The organism is Flavobacterium undicola (assembly GCF_009909155.2).
GTDB lineage: Bacteria > Bacteroidota > Bacteroidia > Flavobacteriales > Flavobacteriaceae > Flavobacterium > Flavobacterium undicola.
Window position 1 is genome coordinate 12,030 of record NZ_JAAAPM020000036.1, and the last position, 16,585, is coordinate 28,614.

General features: G+C 33.2%; 10 protein-coding genes. 7 read left to right on the forward strand and 3 right to left on the reverse strand.

Annotation, left to right across the window (positions count from 1 at the left end; translation table 11 throughout):
- Window positions 1-91 precede the first annotated feature (91 nt).
- Window positions 92-2,965, forward strand: a complete 2,874-nt coding sequence (locus tag GTZ96_RS15995; protein WP_161644912.1) for a triple tyrosine motif-containing protein — start codon at window positions 92-94, stop codon at window positions 2,963-2,965.
- Between the two features lie 56 nt (window positions 2,966-3,021).
- On the opposite strand, the gene GTZ96_RS16000 is transcribed toward GTZ96_RS15995, so the two are convergent.
- Both GTZ96_RS16000 and gldJ read right to left on the reverse strand, forming a co-directional pair.
- Window positions 3,022-4,305, reverse strand: coding sequence for a UDP-N-acetylmuramoyl-tripeptide--D-alanyl-D-alanine ligase (locus GTZ96_RS16000; RefSeq protein ID WP_161644913.1), 1,284 nt, complete (start codon window positions 4,303-4,305; stop codon window positions 3,022-3,024).
- A gap of 64 nt (window positions 4,306-4,369) precedes the next feature.
- Window positions 4,370-6,034, reverse strand: coding sequence for a gliding motility lipoprotein GldJ (gene gldJ, locus GTZ96_RS16005; protein ID WP_161644914.1), 1,665 nt, complete (start codon window positions 6,032-6,034; stop codon window positions 4,370-4,372).
- Window positions 6,035-6,473: 439 nt separating this feature from the next.
- On the opposite strand from gldJ, the gene porV reads away from it, so the two are divergent.
- The 4 genes from porV (at window position 6,474) to GTZ96_RS16025 (ending at window position 11,003) form a co-directional block, all read left to right on the forward strand.
- On the forward strand, window positions 6,474-7,676 hold the full coding sequence (gene porV / locus GTZ96_RS16010) for a type IX secretion system outer membrane channel protein PorV (protein ID WP_161644915.1): 1,203 nt from the start codon (window positions 6,474-6,476) through the stop codon (window positions 7,674-7,676).
- Between the two features lie 71 nt (window positions 7,677-7,747).
- Window positions 7,748-8,230, forward strand: coding sequence for a cytidine deaminase (locus GTZ96_RS16015; protein WP_161644916.1), 483 nt, complete (start codon window positions 7,748-7,750; stop codon window positions 8,228-8,230).
- A gap of 144 nt (window positions 8,231-8,374) precedes the next feature.
- Window positions 8,375-9,373 (forward strand): pyruvate dehydrogenase (acetyl-transferring) E1 component subunit alpha, encoded by a 999-nt coding sequence (gene pdhA / locus GTZ96_RS16020; protein ID WP_161644917.1) that lies wholly within the window; start codon window positions 8,375-8,377, stop codon window positions 9,371-9,373.
- A gap of 7 nt (window positions 9,374-9,380) precedes the next feature.
- The gene (locus tag GTZ96_RS16025; RefSeq protein WP_161644918.1) at window positions 9,381-11,003 is read left to right on the forward strand and encodes a dihydrolipoamide acetyltransferase family protein; all 1,623 of its coding nucleotides are present in this window, start codon (window positions 9,381-9,383) and stop codon (window positions 11,001-11,003) included.
- A 397-nt stretch (window positions 11,004-11,400) separates the two neighbouring features.
- Here the strand turns inward: GTZ96_RS16025 and GTZ96_RS16030 are convergent, their stop codons facing one another.
- Window positions 11,401-12,645, reverse strand: a complete 1,245-nt coding sequence (locus tag GTZ96_RS16030; protein WP_161644920.1) for a glycosyltransferase — start codon at window positions 12,643-12,645, stop codon at window positions 11,401-11,403.
- A 107-nt stretch (window positions 12,646-12,752) separates the two neighbouring features.
- On the opposite strand from GTZ96_RS16030, the gene miaE reads away from it, so the two are divergent.
- The gene (gene miaE / locus GTZ96_RS16035) at window positions 12,753-13,334 is read left to right on the forward strand and encodes a tRNA-(ms[2]io[6]A)-hydroxylase (protein ID WP_161644921.1); all 582 of its coding nucleotides are present in this window, start codon (window positions 12,753-12,755) and stop codon (window positions 13,332-13,334) included.
- A 53-nt stretch (window positions 13,335-13,387) separates the two neighbouring features.
- The gene (locus GTZ96_RS16040; RefSeq protein ID WP_207720199.1) at window positions 13,388-16,132 is read left to right on the forward strand and encodes an AsmA-like C-terminal region-containing protein; all 2,745 of its coding nucleotides are present in this window, start codon (window positions 13,388-13,390) and stop codon (window positions 16,130-16,132) included.
- The last annotated feature ends 453 nt before the right edge of the window (window positions 16,133-16,585 follow it).

Genomic DNA, 16,585 nt, shown 5'->3' on the forward strand with positions numbered 1-16,585 from the left:
ATTTAACACAAACACCCTGTTTTAAATAACAATAACCAAAATACGAATAACAGCTATAAACCATTAAGATAACATTATTTTCAATTCTATTATGAGTCTAATAAAATCATACCTAATTATCATTATAGTGCTACTTTCAAGCAATCTATTTAGTCAAGAAAAAAAGATTGGTTTACCCGAAATTAAAAACTACAGCCGAATAGATTACAAAGGAGATACTCAAAATTGGGAAATTAATCAGGATAAAAAAGGGAACTTATATTTTGCTAATAACAAAGGTCTTTTCCAGTTTGATGGTTCGTCATGGCGTAAATATTCCTTACCAAATTCAGGATTAATCAGATCATTTAAAATAGATGAATCCGGGAAAATTTTCGTTGGCGGTAATGCTGAATTTGGCTACTTCAAACCTGATTCAAAAGGAAAAATGAAATATTATTCTCTTTCGAAATTAATTAACAAAAATGCCATCAAACTAATTGATATTATTTGGAAGACACATCTTTATAATGATGAGGTTATTTTTCAATCCTTTACAAATGCTTATATCCTAAAAAAGGGTAAATTAAAAATATTAGAAGCACCGAGTCGTTTTCAATTTTCATTTAAGGTTGGCTCAAAACTTTATATTCAAGACCATAAAAAAGGATTACTTGAATATAAAAACGGCAAGCTAATTCCTCTAGAAGGCACTACAGATTTAAACAATAGAGAAATATGGGCAATTTTCACTCTAGCTGATAACAATCTATTAATTGAAACCATAAACAATGGTCTTTTTATATATGATTTCAAAAAATTAACTTCTTGGAACACTGAAGCCAATGAGTTTATGAAAAAAAATGGTTCCTTAGGAGGTACAACTTTGCGAAATAATTTTATTGTTCTCAATTCAGCCACCAATGGAATTATCATTTGTGACAAAAAAGGAAAAATTATTCAACATTTCAATAAAAACAAGGGCTTACAAAACAATACCGTTTTAACTTCTTTTGTAGACAATAAAAACAATATATGGCTAGGTCTTGACAGTGGAATAGATTTTATTAATGAAAATTCACCTATTACTTATTTTGGATCAAGCTATGGAATAAGCACTGTTTATGCTTCGGTAGTTTATAAAAATGATCTTTATATAGCAACAAACCAAGGCCTTCTATACCACTCCATGAAAGATATATTTAATGACAATAATTTTAACTTAGTCAGTGGGACTTCTGGGCAGGCTTGGAATGTTCAAATATTAGATGACCAATTATTCTGCGCGAGTAATAAGGGGGCATTAATAATTGAAAAAGGGCAAACGGTCAACTCAATTGACAGTAAAGGATATATTGGTTTTAAATTAATTCCAAATAAACCCAATTACATGATAGGTTGTAATTATACAGGGTTTGCTGTATTTGAAAAAGTTTCAAATACATGGCAATATAAAAACCAACTGGAAGGTTTTTATGGCTACCCTTATTCCTTTCAGGTTGAAAATTCAAATTTATGGTTTCAACTAGATAATTTAATCTATAAAATGACATTAACAGATGACATGACAAAAATTAAATCTATTAAAACTTACAAAGATTTATCTAATAAAGACAAAGGTATTGGAAGTATTCAACAAATAAACCAAGCAATCTATTTCCAAACTAACAATCATTTTTATAAATATAGCGGAGACCAAGATCTATTTTATGAAGACAAAAAAATTAGTAATTTATTCAAAAACCTTCCAAAAATAACCGAAATAAAAGAAGATAGCAGTGGTAATATTTGGTATGTTTTCAAAGAATCTCTAGGTGCATTGATGAAGAATAAAAATGGAACCTATAAAAATATCATAACTCCATTTTCAAATTTAACGGGCAATCTCGTATCCAATTACTTATCAGTAAACACAATTGATTCTGAAAACATATTCATTGGACTAACAAACGGGATAGCACATTACAATCCAAAACAAAAAAACAACTTTGTCATCAAACCAAAAGCATATATAAGAAGTTTTTCATACCCTGGAGATACTTTAATTTTAGGAAATGGACAAAAGGAGCTAGAGGAATATAAAATCCCTTATAAATACAATCAGGTTAAATTTTCCTTTTCTTCTCCCACTTTTGAAAATCTTGAAAATGTAGAATTTTCGTATCAACTAGAAGGATTTGACAAGAAATGGAGTTCCTGGTCAAACAATAATTCCATAAAAGAATATACTAATCTGAGAGAGGGTAATTATAAAATGAAAATAAAAGTCCGTAATAGTTATGGTGTTCAATCTGATGAAACATTTTTATTATTCACCATTTCGCCGCCTTGGTACAGACATCCTCTAGCCTATTTAATCTATACAATACTTATCATTACGACTATTTATCTTATTCGAAAAAGAATAAAAATGAAAATTCGAAAAAACAAATACTATGAAACCCTGGAACAACGAAGATTGTACTTAGAAAAAGAAACTAAAATCAGACAAGAACAATACGAACTTGAAAAAGAAATCGAAAAACTTAAAAATGATAAACTTAAGATAAAAATTTTAGCCAAAGACAAGGAACTCGTTAACAACTCCTTACAAGTAGCAAAAAAGAACAAAGTTTTAAACACTATTATCAATAAGATAAAAGACATCAATGTAGACACTTTTGACGAAACAACTAAAACACAATTTACTAAATTAAACAGAAGCATAGTAAAAGAAGTAAATGCCGATAAAAGTTGGCAAGATTTAGAAAAACATATAAAAAATGTACATTATGATTTTCTAAAAAGATTAAAAGAAAAATATCCTACTATTTCTCCTAGGGAACTAGACTTAGCAACCTATTTATTGATGAATATGTCAACTAAAGAAATTGCCGAAGTAATGAATATCTCCAATGGAGGGGTTGAACTAGCACGTTACCGATTAAGAAAAAAATTAGATCTTAATAAGAAAGAAAACTTAATTGGTTTTCTGATGAGTATATAAACGACAAACGCCATCGAATAGGATGGCGTTTCATATTATATGATGTCTGATGAATATTACAAATAATCCAACGTTCGTTCTAGAGCCATTCCTCGGGAACCTTTTATCAATATGGTATTATTTTCGAAATTTACTCCTTCTAAACCAGCTGAAAAAGAATCGAAACTTTCATAGAAATGAAAATTACCTCTTGCAACTTGGCATTCATAAAACGCTTTTCCAACAAAATAACATTGAACATTGGATTCATCCTTCAACGAATTAACCAAAGCACTATGTTCCTCATGGCTTTCATTACCCAGTTCAAACATATCTCCCAAAATCATTATTTTATTTGATTTTTCAAGCTGTAAAAAATTAGCAATCGCAACCGCCATACTACTAGGATTGGCATTATAAGCATCTAAAATAATTTCATTACTTCCCTTAGTCAACAATTGCGATCTATTGTTTTCAGGAATATAACTTTCTAATGCCGCTTTTATAGCCTCATCCTCAACCTCAAAAAACTTCCCAATAGTCAGAGCCGCATTTACATTATTGGCATTATACAAACCTATTAAATGCGTCTTAATTTGAATTGAATCAAAACCAACTTCTACAAAAGGATTGGCCTTAATTTCAGAAATCACAACATTTGCATTTTCCTTAGCTATACCAAAAGAATAATGTTTTAAAACTGTTGATTTTTCAACCTGAATAGGATCTTCGAGATTAATAAAAGCTAATTTATCATTTCTTAAAAGATATTGATACATTTCGCTTTTTCCTTCAATAACACCTTCTACACCTCCGAAACCTTCCAGATGTGCTTTACCAAAATTAGTTATATATCCATAATCAGGTTGGGCAATTTCACATAGAAATTCAATTTCCTTTTTATGATTCGCTCCCATCTCAACAATTCCAATTTCAGTATTTGTATCAAAAGACAACAATGTCAACGGAACTCCAATATGATTATTCAAATTACCAACAGTAGCTTTAGTTTTGAACTTTTTAGCCAAAACCATATTGATTAATTCCTTAGTAGTTGTTTTTCCATTACTTCCCGTAAGAGCAATAATAGGCAATTTCAAATAGTTCCTGTGAAACTTTGCCAATTCCTGTAAAGCTACCAAACTATCCTCTACTAAAACTGTTCTCTCATCAATGTAGTACGATTCATTGTCAATTATTACATAAGAAGCACCTTTCTCTAATGCTTCGCTAGCAAAGGTATTCGCATCAAATCGATCTCCTTTTATTGCTACAAATAATGATTTCTCTGCAATTTTTCGAGTATCTGTCGAAACTCCTGTAGATTTTAAAAACAAACTATGAATGTAATTGATATCCATATAAAAATGATTTAAAAAAATAAAAGCCCTAATCAAAGGGCTTTTATCTATTATGTTTTAGAAATTAATTTCTTGGTGTCTTTCTTTTATCAGCTTTAGGACCTACTCTAGACATTGCACATCTGAATCCGATATAATCGGTTGCCATATCTTGAGGGAAGTACCTTCTTTGTGCCGGATCTAACCAATAAGCTCTGTCTCTCCAAGAACCACCTTTGTATACTCTGATTTTATCATCTATCAAAGTTGTTCTCTTACTAGACTTATCGTATTTTCTCACCATATTACCTAAACTATCAGTAGTTACATTGTGAACAGGTGAGTTATACATTTTTTCTATATTCTTCGTTTTATCATTATCTGATTCAGAGGAACCAAAATTATAATACTTAGAAGATTGTTTATCACCATCTCGGTAATTAATATTGTTACTCTTATCGAAATTTTGTCTCAAATAAGTTTCTTGTTCATCAACAGGAACCTGAGCAATTTGACCCGGAAAATTTCTAGCCAGAATTTTACCATTACTCAAAGTATCATATTTCATATTCTCTTTGGTAACTATTTCCATCTTCCCATCGGCACCAATTTTATTCTTGGTGTATAAATTCCCTCTGAAATAGTTGAAATCGTTTGCTTCATTATCAATAATAGGTCTGTAAACATCGGCTACCCATTCAGCAACGTTACCAGCCATATCATATAATCCAAAATCATTAGCTGGGTAAGATTTTACAGCATTTGTTATATCAGCTCCGTCATCAGACCAACCTGCTATTCCACCATAATCACCATTTCCTTGTTTGAAATTAGCTAACTGATCTCCTCTATTTTGTCTTTTTCCTGAACGAGTATATTCACCAGACCAAGGATATTTCTTTTGTCCTTTGTAAATATTATATTCTCTTTGCCCTACATCAGCAGCAGCTGCATATTCCCATTCTGCCTCTGTTGGCAATCTATATTCTGGCATAATAATTCCAGAAGAACGTTGTGCATACACATTTTTTTGTTCGGCTGTAGTTCCATCCTTAGATTTTACAGCTCTTCCTTTTCCTCTTTTTAAAACTATTTCTTCACTTCCACCACGAGCAGTAGATGGAGACATTAAATAAGCGTCTGTACTAAAAACATTTTCAGCATTTACATCATCTGTTTTAGCATTCTTTTTCAAATAACCATTTTTTTCTAAAACAGCTTCGTTAACACGATCTGTTCTCCATTTTGCAAAGTCAACAGCTTGAATCCAATTTACTCCAACAACAGGATAATTTGCATAAGCAGGATGTCTTAAATAGTTATTTGTCATGGTCTCATTATACCCTAATCGATTTCTCCAAACTAAAGTATCAGGAACCACACCATCGTAAACACCTTTATATTCATCAGGAGTAAAAACCCGTTTTGTATAATCCAAATATTCTAAATACATGAAATTAGTCACCTCAGTTTCATCCATATAAAAAGACTGAACATGCTGCTGAGTTGGTGTATTATTCCAGTCGTGCATAACATCATCCTGAACTTTTCCCATTGTAAATGTTCCACCTTCAACAAAAACCAAACCTGGACCTGCTTCTTGTTTTTTTGCTGCTTGCTTATTATCTACATTCCAACCTGTTGCTCTTGAAGATCCTTTAGAACTAGATTTCTTACTACAACTAGCAAATCCTAGCATCATTATCGATGATAATATCAATCTAAATACTATAACTTTATTTACTTTCATACTATTTTACTATGGTGATTTTGGGTGGTGCAATATAATAATTAACGATGAACCTGCAATATCATTTTAAATAATTATATGCTGTCTCTTTACTTAAAAATAAACGCAAATTTATACTATTTATTATTTATTCATAGACTTAATGTTTTTTTTTTACTCTTTTAGTTTGTTTACTAATGATAGCTGTTTAATCAAGTATTCTAACTACGAATTAATTCTTTTTTATTGCAAATAAATTCCTTTTATAAAAGCAGAAAGCTCAACAAGAAAACCACAGCGTTTTAAAGTACAATATTTATTGAAAAATATAGTTATAATTAATTATGAACCTAAACTAAAATCCAAAAATAATGTGCTTGAGACAAAAAAAGTAAAAACAGAAAAACTTGCAACTTTTTAATAAAACACTATATTTGTTCAACCAATTTTCTATTCATCAATGAAAAAAACAATACTTTTAACCATTTCTTTGTTTTCAATTTCGCTGATTCAAGCTCAACAAAGAACCATTACAACAGCAGTTCCTTTCTTGACAGTTTCGGCTGATGCCAGAGCAGCAGGTATGGCAGATCTTGGAGTTGCAACATCGGCAGATGCTTTTTCTCAACAATGGAATCCAGCCAAATATGCTTTCGCCAAAGACAAACAAGGTGTTAGTGCGAGTTATACTCCTTACCTAACAGGCCTTGCTAACGATATTTCTTTAGGACAATTTACTTACTATAACAAAATTTCAGACCGAAGTGCTTTTGCAGGAAGCCTTCGCTATTTTGGTTTTGGAGATATTGAATTAAGAAAAACTGGAGATCCTGACGAACAATTCGCCACGGTCGCCCCTAATGAATTTGCTTTAGACGGTTCATATTCGCTAAAATTAAGCGAAAAATTCTCTATGGCTGTTGGCGCTAGATACATTCATTCGAATCTAAAAGTAGCAACCGATAATGGAGATGCAACAGCTGCCAGCTCCTTTGCAATTGATGTAGCAGGTTTTTATCAATCAGAAGAAATAGCCTACAGTAAATTTAACGGAAGATGGAGAGCAGGTTTTAATATTCAAAATCTAGGACCTAAAATAAGCTATGACAATGACGAGATTAGCTCTAACTTTTTACCAGCCAATTTAAAATTAGGAACTGGGTTTGATTTTATTTTAGACGATTATAACAAATTAGGACTAACCGTTGAACTTAATAAACTGCTTGTTCCTACTCCTAAAGTATCATACGACAGCAATAGCAGCTCTTTCAGTGGAGATGACATGAACGGAGATGGAGTTGTAAACAGTGATGACTATACATTAGCTAACAATGAATACCGAAGAACAGGTTGGGTTTCTGGCGTTTTTAAATCATTAGGAGATGCTCCTGACGGTTTTAGCGAAGAACTAAAAGAAGTCATGTATTCTATTGGTGCCGAATATTCTTATCAGGATTCATTCGCCATGCGCGCAGGATACCATCATGAAAACATTGACAAAAGTGGCTTGAGATACTTTTCTTTAGGAGCAGGCTTTAAATACACCAGTCTAAAAATAGATGTTTCTTATCTATTTTCAGCTTCTAAAATCCCAAATCCTTTAGAAAACACACTCCGATTTTCACTTACTTTAAACTTTGGAGACAAATACGAAGAATATTAATTTTCGATAAAAGACAATACCCGAATCCAAATTTCACCCAATGAAATTTGGATTTTTTTTACTCTAATAAAATGAAAGAAATCACCATTACAAGCCAATTTGTAATCTATGACGCCATAGAAGAATTACCAGTTGATACTCAAAACCTTTTCGAACAGGCACTAAAAGCTCAAAAAAACGCCTATGCTCCTTATTCGAAATTCAGAGTTGGAGTGGCAATTTCTTTAGACAATGGAGAAATAGTTTTAGGAAGCAATCAGGAAAATGCTGCATATCCTTCTGGTCTTTGCGCCGAGAGAGTCGCTTTATACCAAGCCGCATCTAATTTCCCAGAATCTAAAATTTTAAAAATAGTTATTACCGCCGCTCCAGAAGCAACAGGAATTCCTGCACCAATTCCTCCATGCGGTTCTTGCAGACAATCTATAGCTGAATACGAAATCAAACAAGAGGCTCCAATTGAAATCTATTTCATGGGAGAAATAGGCAAGATTTACAAATCGGAATCTTTAAAAAACCTACTCCCTTTAATATTTAACAAAAAACTGCTCTAATAAAACTAAAAATTAGCTTTATAATTTTAGTTGTTAGACGGAATGTTCTATTTTTGCATTTCGCAAATTTGACCATATAAATGAATTTGCGAAAAAAGTACTAATTGACAACACAATAAAAACTTTAGTAAAAGAACACTTGAAATGAAAGAAGTTACAAAAGAAGTATATTTAAAGTGGTATGAAGACATGCTGCTTTGGAGAAAGTTTGAGGATAAACTAGCTGCATTATACATACAACAAAAAGTTAGAGGTTTTCTACATTTATATAATGGTCAAGAAGCCGTACTTGCTGGAGCATTGCATGCAATGGATTTAACCAAAGACAAAATGATTACTGCTTATAGAAACCACGTTCAGCCAATTGGTATGGGTGTTGATCCTAGACGTGTAATGGCTGAGTTACTTGGAAAAGCAACAGGAACTTCTAAAGGAATGGGTGGTTCAATGCACATTTTCTCAAAAGAGCACCGTTTTTATGGTGGTCACGGTATTGTTGGAGGTCAAATTCCAGTAGGTGCCGGATTGGCTTTTGGAGACAAATACTTCAATACAGGAGGAGTTACAATGACCTATTTTGGTGATGGTGCTGCTCGTCAAGGTTCTTTACACGAAGCCTTCAACATGGCTATGTTATGGAAACTTCCAGTAGTTTTTATTGTTGAAAACAATGGGTACGCTATGGGAACTTCAGTAGAAAGAACAGCAAATCATACTGACATTTGGAAATTAGGTTTAGGGTACGAAATGCCTTGTGGACCAGTTGACGGAATGAACCCGGTAAAAGTGGCTGAAGCAATGACTGAAGCTATCGAAAGAGCTCGTCGTGGTGACGGACCAACTTTCTTAGAAATGAAAACATATCGTTACAGAGGACACTCAATGTCTGATGCTCAATTGTACCGTTCTAAAGAAGAAGTAGAAGAGTACAAAAAAATTGACCCTATTACTCAGGTATTGGACATCATTAAAGATAAAAAATATGCTAGCGATGCAGAAATCGAAGCAATTGATCAAAGAGTAAAAGATTTAGTTCAAGAATGTGTTGATTTTGCTGAATCTTCTCCATATCCAGAACTTGAGCAATTGTACGACGTAGTATACGCACAAGAAGATTATCCATTTACACCTCATAAACTATAAAAATATTATGGCGATAAAAGTAACAATGCCTCGTTTGAGTGATACTATGACGGAAGGAACAGTAGCATCTTGGCTTAAAAAAGTAGGAGACAAAATTAGCGAAGGAGATATCCTTGCTGAAATTGAAACTGACAAAGCAACGATGGAATTCGAATCTTTCAACGAAGGAACACTTTTACATATTGGAATTCCAGAAGGAGAAACAGCTCCAGTAGATTCATTATTAGCAATTATCGGAAACGAAGGTGAAGACATTTCTGCTTTACTTTCTGGAGGCGCTGCACCAGTTGCCGCTCCCGCTGCTGCTGAAGCTAAAAAAGAAGAAACTGCTGCTCCTGCTGCTGCTAAACCAGCCGCTTCTTTACCAGCTGGTGTTATCGTTGTAACTATGCCTCGTTTGAGTGATACAATGACTGAAGGGACAGTAGCTACTTGGTTGAAAAAAGTAGGTGATGCTGTTGCTGAAGGTGATATTCTTGCTGAAATCGAAACTGATAAAGCAACAATGGAATTTGAATCTTTCAACGAAGGAACATTATTATACATAGGAATTCAAGAAGGAAATACAGCTCCTGTTGATAGTCTTTTAGCGATCATCGGACCTGCAGGAACTGACATCAGCGGAATTGCTGACAACTATATTGCAGGTGGCGCTTCTCAAGCTGCTCCTGCTGCTGAAGAAACTAAAGCTGCTCCTGCTACAACTTCGGCTCCAGTTGCTCAAGAAGCTGCTGCTGACGGAGGAAGAATCATAGCTTCACCATTAGCTAAAAAAATTGCTAGCGACAAAGGAATTCAATTAAATCAAGTAAAAGGTTCTGGAGAAAACGGACGTATCGTAAAAAGCGATATTGAAAACTTCTCACCTGCTGCTGCTCCACAAGCTGCTGCTGCACCTGCTAAAACAGAAGCTGCTGCTGCACCTAAAGTATTTGTTCCTGCTGGAGAGGTATTTACTGAAGAAATTAAAAACTCGCAAATGCGTAAAATCATTGCGAAACGTTTGGCTGAATCTTTATTCACTGCACCTCATTACAACTTAGTAATCGAAGTGACTATGGATGACGCAATGAAATCTAGAGCAACTATCAATAGCGTTCCTGATACAAAAGTATCTTTCAACGATATGGTAATTAAAGCTTGTGCTTTAGCATTGAAAAAACACCCAAAAATAAACTCACAATGGAAAGAAGATGTTATCATCATCAACCACCATGTGAACATTGGAGTAGCTGTAGCTGTTGAAGACGGTTTAGTAGTTCCTGTATTAAAATTCACTGACGCTATGAGTTTATCTCAAATTGGCGCTAGCGTAAGAGACCTTGCCGGAAGAGCTAAAAACAAAAAGTTAGGACCTGCAGAAATGGAAGGAAGTACTTTTACAGTTTCTAACCTTGGAATGTTTGGTATCACTGAATTTAACTCTATCATCAACCAACCTAACTCCGCAATCCTTTCAGTAGGAGCTATCGTTGAAAAACCAGTGGTTAAAAACGGTCAGATTGTTGTTGGAAACACAATGATGTTATCTCTTGCTTGTGACCACCGTACTATCGATGGAGCAACTGGAGCACAGTTCTTACAAACATTAAAACAATACATTGAAAACCCAGTGACAATGCTTGCATAATTACTGATTCTGTATAAAACCAAAAACCCGTCTTGTATAAAACTTGACGGGTTTTTTATTTGGGCATCCACGCTTCCACTATCGTTTCAGCGTGGTCGGGCTGTTTGCTATATCTTTTATTTCATTGCATTACATAAAAGGATACCGCTTCCATCCCTCATGCGATTTTACGAACTAATAGCACCTATTTGATTAATTACACCATATAAACCTACGGCAAAAAAAAGAAGTCCACTTAAAAAAATCTTAAGCTTCGTAGCGAATAACATATCATCAGATGGATAATCATAAAATCTATTATTTTTCATAATTACAATTCCAAAAAATATAAAGGCTATGCTAATCAACAAAAGCAAACAATCCATAAAAAATAGTATTAACGATAATATTACTTTAATTACTCTTTATTCTTCTCCTCAATCCATTTCGACATATACTTTGTACTTTTTAAAGTATGATGCTGCAACAATTCGCCCATAAAATTATTCAAACGATGTTGCTTTATATTTGAAACTAAAAAGTTAATTTGTTCAGCAAAATCCTCTTCGAACAATTCTCTTAAATACCGTTGCTCTATTATTTCGAGCCCATTTTTCTGAGCTTTAATCCAGATAGTTGCATCTTGATACAATCGCACTGCTTTATCAGCAAAATGTCCCGGATTATCTTCAACAAGGCCATTCCAAGGTAAATTATCTTGCATCGATTCAGCTCCAATAGAAGTCGTAACACTTGGCGTTCCGCATTGCATCGCTTCGAGTAACTTCCCTTTTATCCCGGCACCAAAACGCAACGGAGCCAAAACTACTCGTGCTTTCTCAACCACTTCATTTGCATTTTCTGCACGACCCTGAATCAAAAAACCTTCTTTTGTATTATTTAATTGCAATACTTTTTGAGAAGGATAAGCCCCATAAACATTTAAAATAGCTTCCGGTAATTGCTTTTTAATTAGTGGCCAAATCGTTTCTTTCAAATACTGAACTGCATTCCAATTAGGTTCATGAAGAAAATTACCTATAAAAACAAAATCCTTACGCTCTTCGAAAGAAGGTAATTTTGCTAAATCAGGAATTGCATTCGACTCTAATAAGAGTGGCAAATAATACAATAAGCTTTTATCAATTTTAAAAACAGTCGTCAATAACTCGATTTCATATTCCGAAATCATCAACGATAAATCGCAACGTAAAATACTGGCGATTTCTCTTTTAGCAACTTCTTCAACTAATAAATTTGAAATTTGAAATTCTCGTTTCTCCTTAAATGCTTTTTGCCTCGCCAATCGCAAGCAATGCAAATCTTCAGTATCTAAAATTCGTAAAGCATCTGGACAATTTTCGGCAACACGCCAACCAAATTGCTCCTCTATCATAAATCGATCGAATAAAACCACTGACGGATTCAGCTCCTTTATAAAATCATCAAAACTAAAACTATTTAAAGTTATCGATTTTTTTTCCACATTATAGGATTTCAAATCAATCATAAAATCACTATCCTGAGCCGGACTGGCAAAAGTAATTTCAAATCCCTGTTTTTGAAACAAAGAAATTAATTGCATCATCCTACCGCCTGCTGCAGAAGAATTAGGCTCAGGCCATACAAAACCAATTATTAAAAGCGATTGCATCTGATTCATATCAACATAAAATTTTGTCACAAAATAATACTAAATTTATCGTTAATCCTCTCGTTTAGACAAAAATCACTAAAATAAACATTAATTTTGCATAAAATTATAATGATATGTTAGGATTAAAATTAGCCACAGATCCAAAATGGGTCAACATTGTAGAATCTAATATCGAAGAAATTTTAACCGACCACGCTTGGTGCGAACAAAAAGCAGCTTCTAATGCTATAAGTCTTATTACCCAAAACTCTGAAAAAGAAGAATTGGTCACTGAATTAATGATTATTGCTCAAGAGGAAATAGAACATTTTAAAATGGTACATGACCTTATCAAAGAAAGAGGACTCACTTTTGGACGTGAACGCAAAGACAGTTATGTAAACGAGCTATTTAAATTCATGAAAAAAGACGGAAGTCGTAATGATGCTTTGTGTGAGCGTTTGCTTTTTTCAGCCATGATTGAAGCCAGAAGTTGTGAACGTTTCAAAGTATTATCAGAAAACATAAAAGATCCTGAATTAGCTCAATTTTACCGTGATTTAATGATTAGCGAAGCAGGACATTACACTACTTTTTTAGGTTTTGCCAAAAAATATGCTGACAATGTTGATGTAGACAAACGTTGGAAAGAATGGATTGAATTCGAAACTTCAATCATTACCAACTACGGTAAAAACGAAACCGTTCACGGATAATAATTTCAGCCAAAATTCGTTCCTAATTTCATTTCATAAATAACCACATTTCCATGTCTCAAACAAAAACTATATTTTTCAAAATATTGAAATATACAGGAATTACTCTAGCCAGTTTATTGGTCTTTATGTTTATTGCTCCTTATGTTTTTGCGGACAAAATCAATACTGAAATAAAAAAAGTAGCTAATCAAAAACTAAATGCTAAACTGGATTACTCTGAATCCAATGTTTCTTTTTTTAATCATTTTCCATTGTTGACCGTAAGTTTAGACAATTTTAAACTCAATGGTTCGGTTCCCTATCAAAATGAAAATCTAATTTCTGCTAAAGAAATTGCTTTTGGTATCGATGTACCAAGTCTAATTTTTGGAAAATCGGTTAATATCGACAAAATCTTCCTTTCTAATGCCGACATTAATGTAAAAGTCAACAAAGAAGGATTTGCTAATTACAACGTTTATAAAGCTGACAAAACTAAAACCACTAAAAAAGAAGAAGACAATTCATTAAAACTGGAGAAAATCGAAATAACAAACAGTAAAATTGTTTATGACGATTTATCCACCAAACTCCACTTTGATATTTTTGGTTTTAATTATTTGGGAAAAGGCGATTTAAGCAAGGCTGTTTTCGATTTATCTTCTAAAGCACAAATTGAAAAGCTCAATCTTTTGTATGACAATGAGCCTTATTTGATGAATAAAAAAGTCAATGCCGACTTAATTACCAAAGTGAATGTAAATTCGCTTTCGTTTATTTTTGAGCAAAATGATTTAAAAATAAACAACCTAATCGTTGACTTTAAAGGAAAATTCGACTTCCTCAAAGAAGGTTACAACATGGATTTCATCCTAAAAACAACCAATAGCAACCTAAATGATTTCTTTACTGCCTTTCCTCCAAAATTCATTACCTGGCTTGACAAAACAAAATTAACAGGAAAAACAGACTTTAATTTAGCTTTAAAAGGAAATTACATTGCGTCCAAAAACATTGCTCCTAATCTTGAATTGGATTTCAAAATAAGAGAAGGAAGTGTTAACTACAATCAAAGCCCTACAACTGTAAGTAATTTAAATTTAGATTTTTCAACACGCTTACCTTCACTGAATCCAGATTTACTTATAGTGGATTTAAAAAACCTTTCGCTTAATATTGATAAGGATTATTTAAAAACAAAATTATACAGTACAGGAACCACTATTTTGGATATTAATGCAGCTTTAGAAGCCAAAATAGATTTGGAAAAACTGAATCGTGCTATTGGAATTCCAGATATTGAATTAAAAGGAATGCTTACTGCCAATGGGACGACCAAAGGAAAATTTGATAAAAAAAATGGAAGCTTCCCTGTAACAAATGCGGTAATTAACTTAAAAAATGGTTTCCTTAAAACAAAATACTATCCAAATCCGATAACCAATATCGGTATTGTTTCGACAATTTCGAATCCAAAAGGGACTTTTGACGAATTAAAAGTAGTATTACAACCAGCACAATTTACTTTCGAAGGAAATCCTGTTTTTGTAAAAGCTAATCTAAGTCATTTTGACAATCTTGCGTATGATATCAATGCCAAAGGAACTTTGGATATTGGTAAAATCTACAAAGTCTTTTCTCAAAAAGGACTCGATGTAAATGGATATATCAAAGCTGATTTGGCCTTAAAAGGAAAACAAAGCGATGCCGAAAAAGGAAACTATTCGAATCTTAAAAATAGCGGCACACTTGAAATTAGAAATATCGAATTCGCTTCAGAATACTTGCCAAAAAAATTCTTAGTTAAACAAGGAATTTTTAAATTCAATAATGACAAGATGCGTTTCAATACTTTCCTGGCATCTTATGGCCAGTCTGATTTTAAAATGAATGGTTATTTACAAAATGTATTTAATTTCACAGCATCAAAAAAAGGCGTTTTAAGAGGTGCATTTACTTTAGACTCTCATTACATCAATGTCGATGAATTTATGTCAAAAACCACTACAAATACATCGAAAACAACTACAACTAATGCTCAAAATACCGCTGCTAAAACAGAAACAGGAGTAATTATTGTTCCGCCAAATTTAGACTTACATTTCACAGCTAATGCGCAAAAAGTCAACTTTAATGGATTAGATCTTAAAAACGCAAAAGGAAGCTTAAAAATAAAAAAAGGCTTGCTAAGCATGCAAAATACCGGTTTTGATTTAATCGGCTGTACTGTTGCTATGGATGCCACTTACAAAAGTGTTAACTCAAAAAACGCAAAATTTGACTATCATATAAAAGCAAACGAATTTGATATCAAACGCGCTTATAAAGAAGTAAAACTATTTAGAGAAATGGCTAGTGCTGCCGAAAAAGCGCAAGGAATTATATCGTTGGATTATAATTTAAAAGGACGATTAAACGCAAATATGGAAGCTGTTTTTCCTTCATTATTAGGGAACGGAGTTATCGCTGTAAAAAACGTTAAAATGTATGGCATGAAAATGTTTAATAACGTTGCTAAAAAAACAGCGAAGAAAAGTATCAAAAACCCTGAACTAAATCAGGTAGACATTAAAAGTTCGATTAAAAACAACATCATTACCATAGAACGATTCAAGTTTAAATTTGCCGGATTCAGACCACGAATTGAAGGGACAACAAGCTTAGATGGAAGACTAAATCTCAAAATGAGGTTAGGTTTACCACCTCTTGGAATCTTCGGAATCCCATTAACAATCACAGGAAACAAAGACAATCCGAAAATTAAAATAGGTAGACAAACAGAAGATCTGGAAGAAACAAAAGATAGTATCCAATAGTCCAAATCCAATTTAGTATTACAAGGCATGTTTTTGATAACATGCTTTTTTTTTGATATAATAAGAACTCAAATTTATCTTTAAGAATATCCTTAATTTACTAGGTCAACAAACAGCAAACATATTTACTTAATAATTATACCCATTCTTATGGCGTTCCCTCGTTGCGGAACTTTTTCGTAAAACATTCTATTTCCTTCAGCAACCAGGTCGGGCTGTACGCTGTATCTTTTGTTCGGGTGGGTTATTCTGGTCCAGAGTGTTTTACACTCACAAAAGGATGCCGCTTCCATCCCTAACGCAAACACAAATCCCTACATTAAAAACCAAAAAAAAAGCTTCAATCAGCATAGCCAATTGAAGCTTTTAGTACTCAGAGCGGGACTTGAACCCGCACGAACATTGCTGTTCACTGGATTTTAAGTCCAGCGTGTCTACCAATTTCACCATCCG

Excerpts from the sequence above, each read along its gene's own strand:
- porV (WP_161644915.1), top strand. The coding sequence starts at position 6,474 with ATGAAAAAAACAATACTTTTAACCATTTCTTTGTTTTCAATTTCGCTG.
- GTZ96_RS16015 (WP_161644916.1), top strand. The coding sequence starts at position 7,748 with ATGAAAGAAATCACCATTACAAGCCAATTTGTAATCTATGACGCCATA.
- GTZ96_RS16025 (WP_161644918.1), top strand. The coding sequence starts at position 9,381 with ATGGCGATAAAAGTAACAATGCCTCGTTTGAGTGATACTATGACGGAA.
- GTZ96_RS16030 (WP_161644920.1), bottom strand. The coding sequence starts at position 12,645 with ATGAATCAGATGCAATCGCTTTTAATAATTGGTTTTGTATGGCCTGAG.
- GTZ96_RS15995 (WP_161644912.1), top strand. The coding sequence starts at position 92 with ATGAGTCTAATAAAATCATACCTAATTATCATTATAGTGCTACTTTCA.
- GTZ96_RS16040 (WP_207720199.1), top strand. The coding sequence starts at position 13,388 with ATGTCTCAAACAAAAACTATATTTTTCAAAATATTGAAATATACAGGA.
- GTZ96_RS16000 (WP_161644913.1), bottom strand. The coding sequence starts at position 4,305 with ATGGATATCAATTACATTCATAGTTTGTTTTTAAAATCTACAGGAGTT.
- gldJ (WP_161644914.1), bottom strand. The coding sequence starts at position 6,034 with ATGAAAGTAAATAAAGTTATAGTATTTAGATTGATATTATCATCGATA.
- miaE (WP_161644921.1), top strand. The coding sequence starts at position 12,753 with ATGTTAGGATTAAAATTAGCCACAGATCCAAAATGGGTCAACATTGTA.
- pdhA (WP_161644917.1), top strand. The coding sequence starts at position 8,375 with ATGAAAGAAGTTACAAAAGAAGTATATTTAAAGTGGTATGAAGACATG.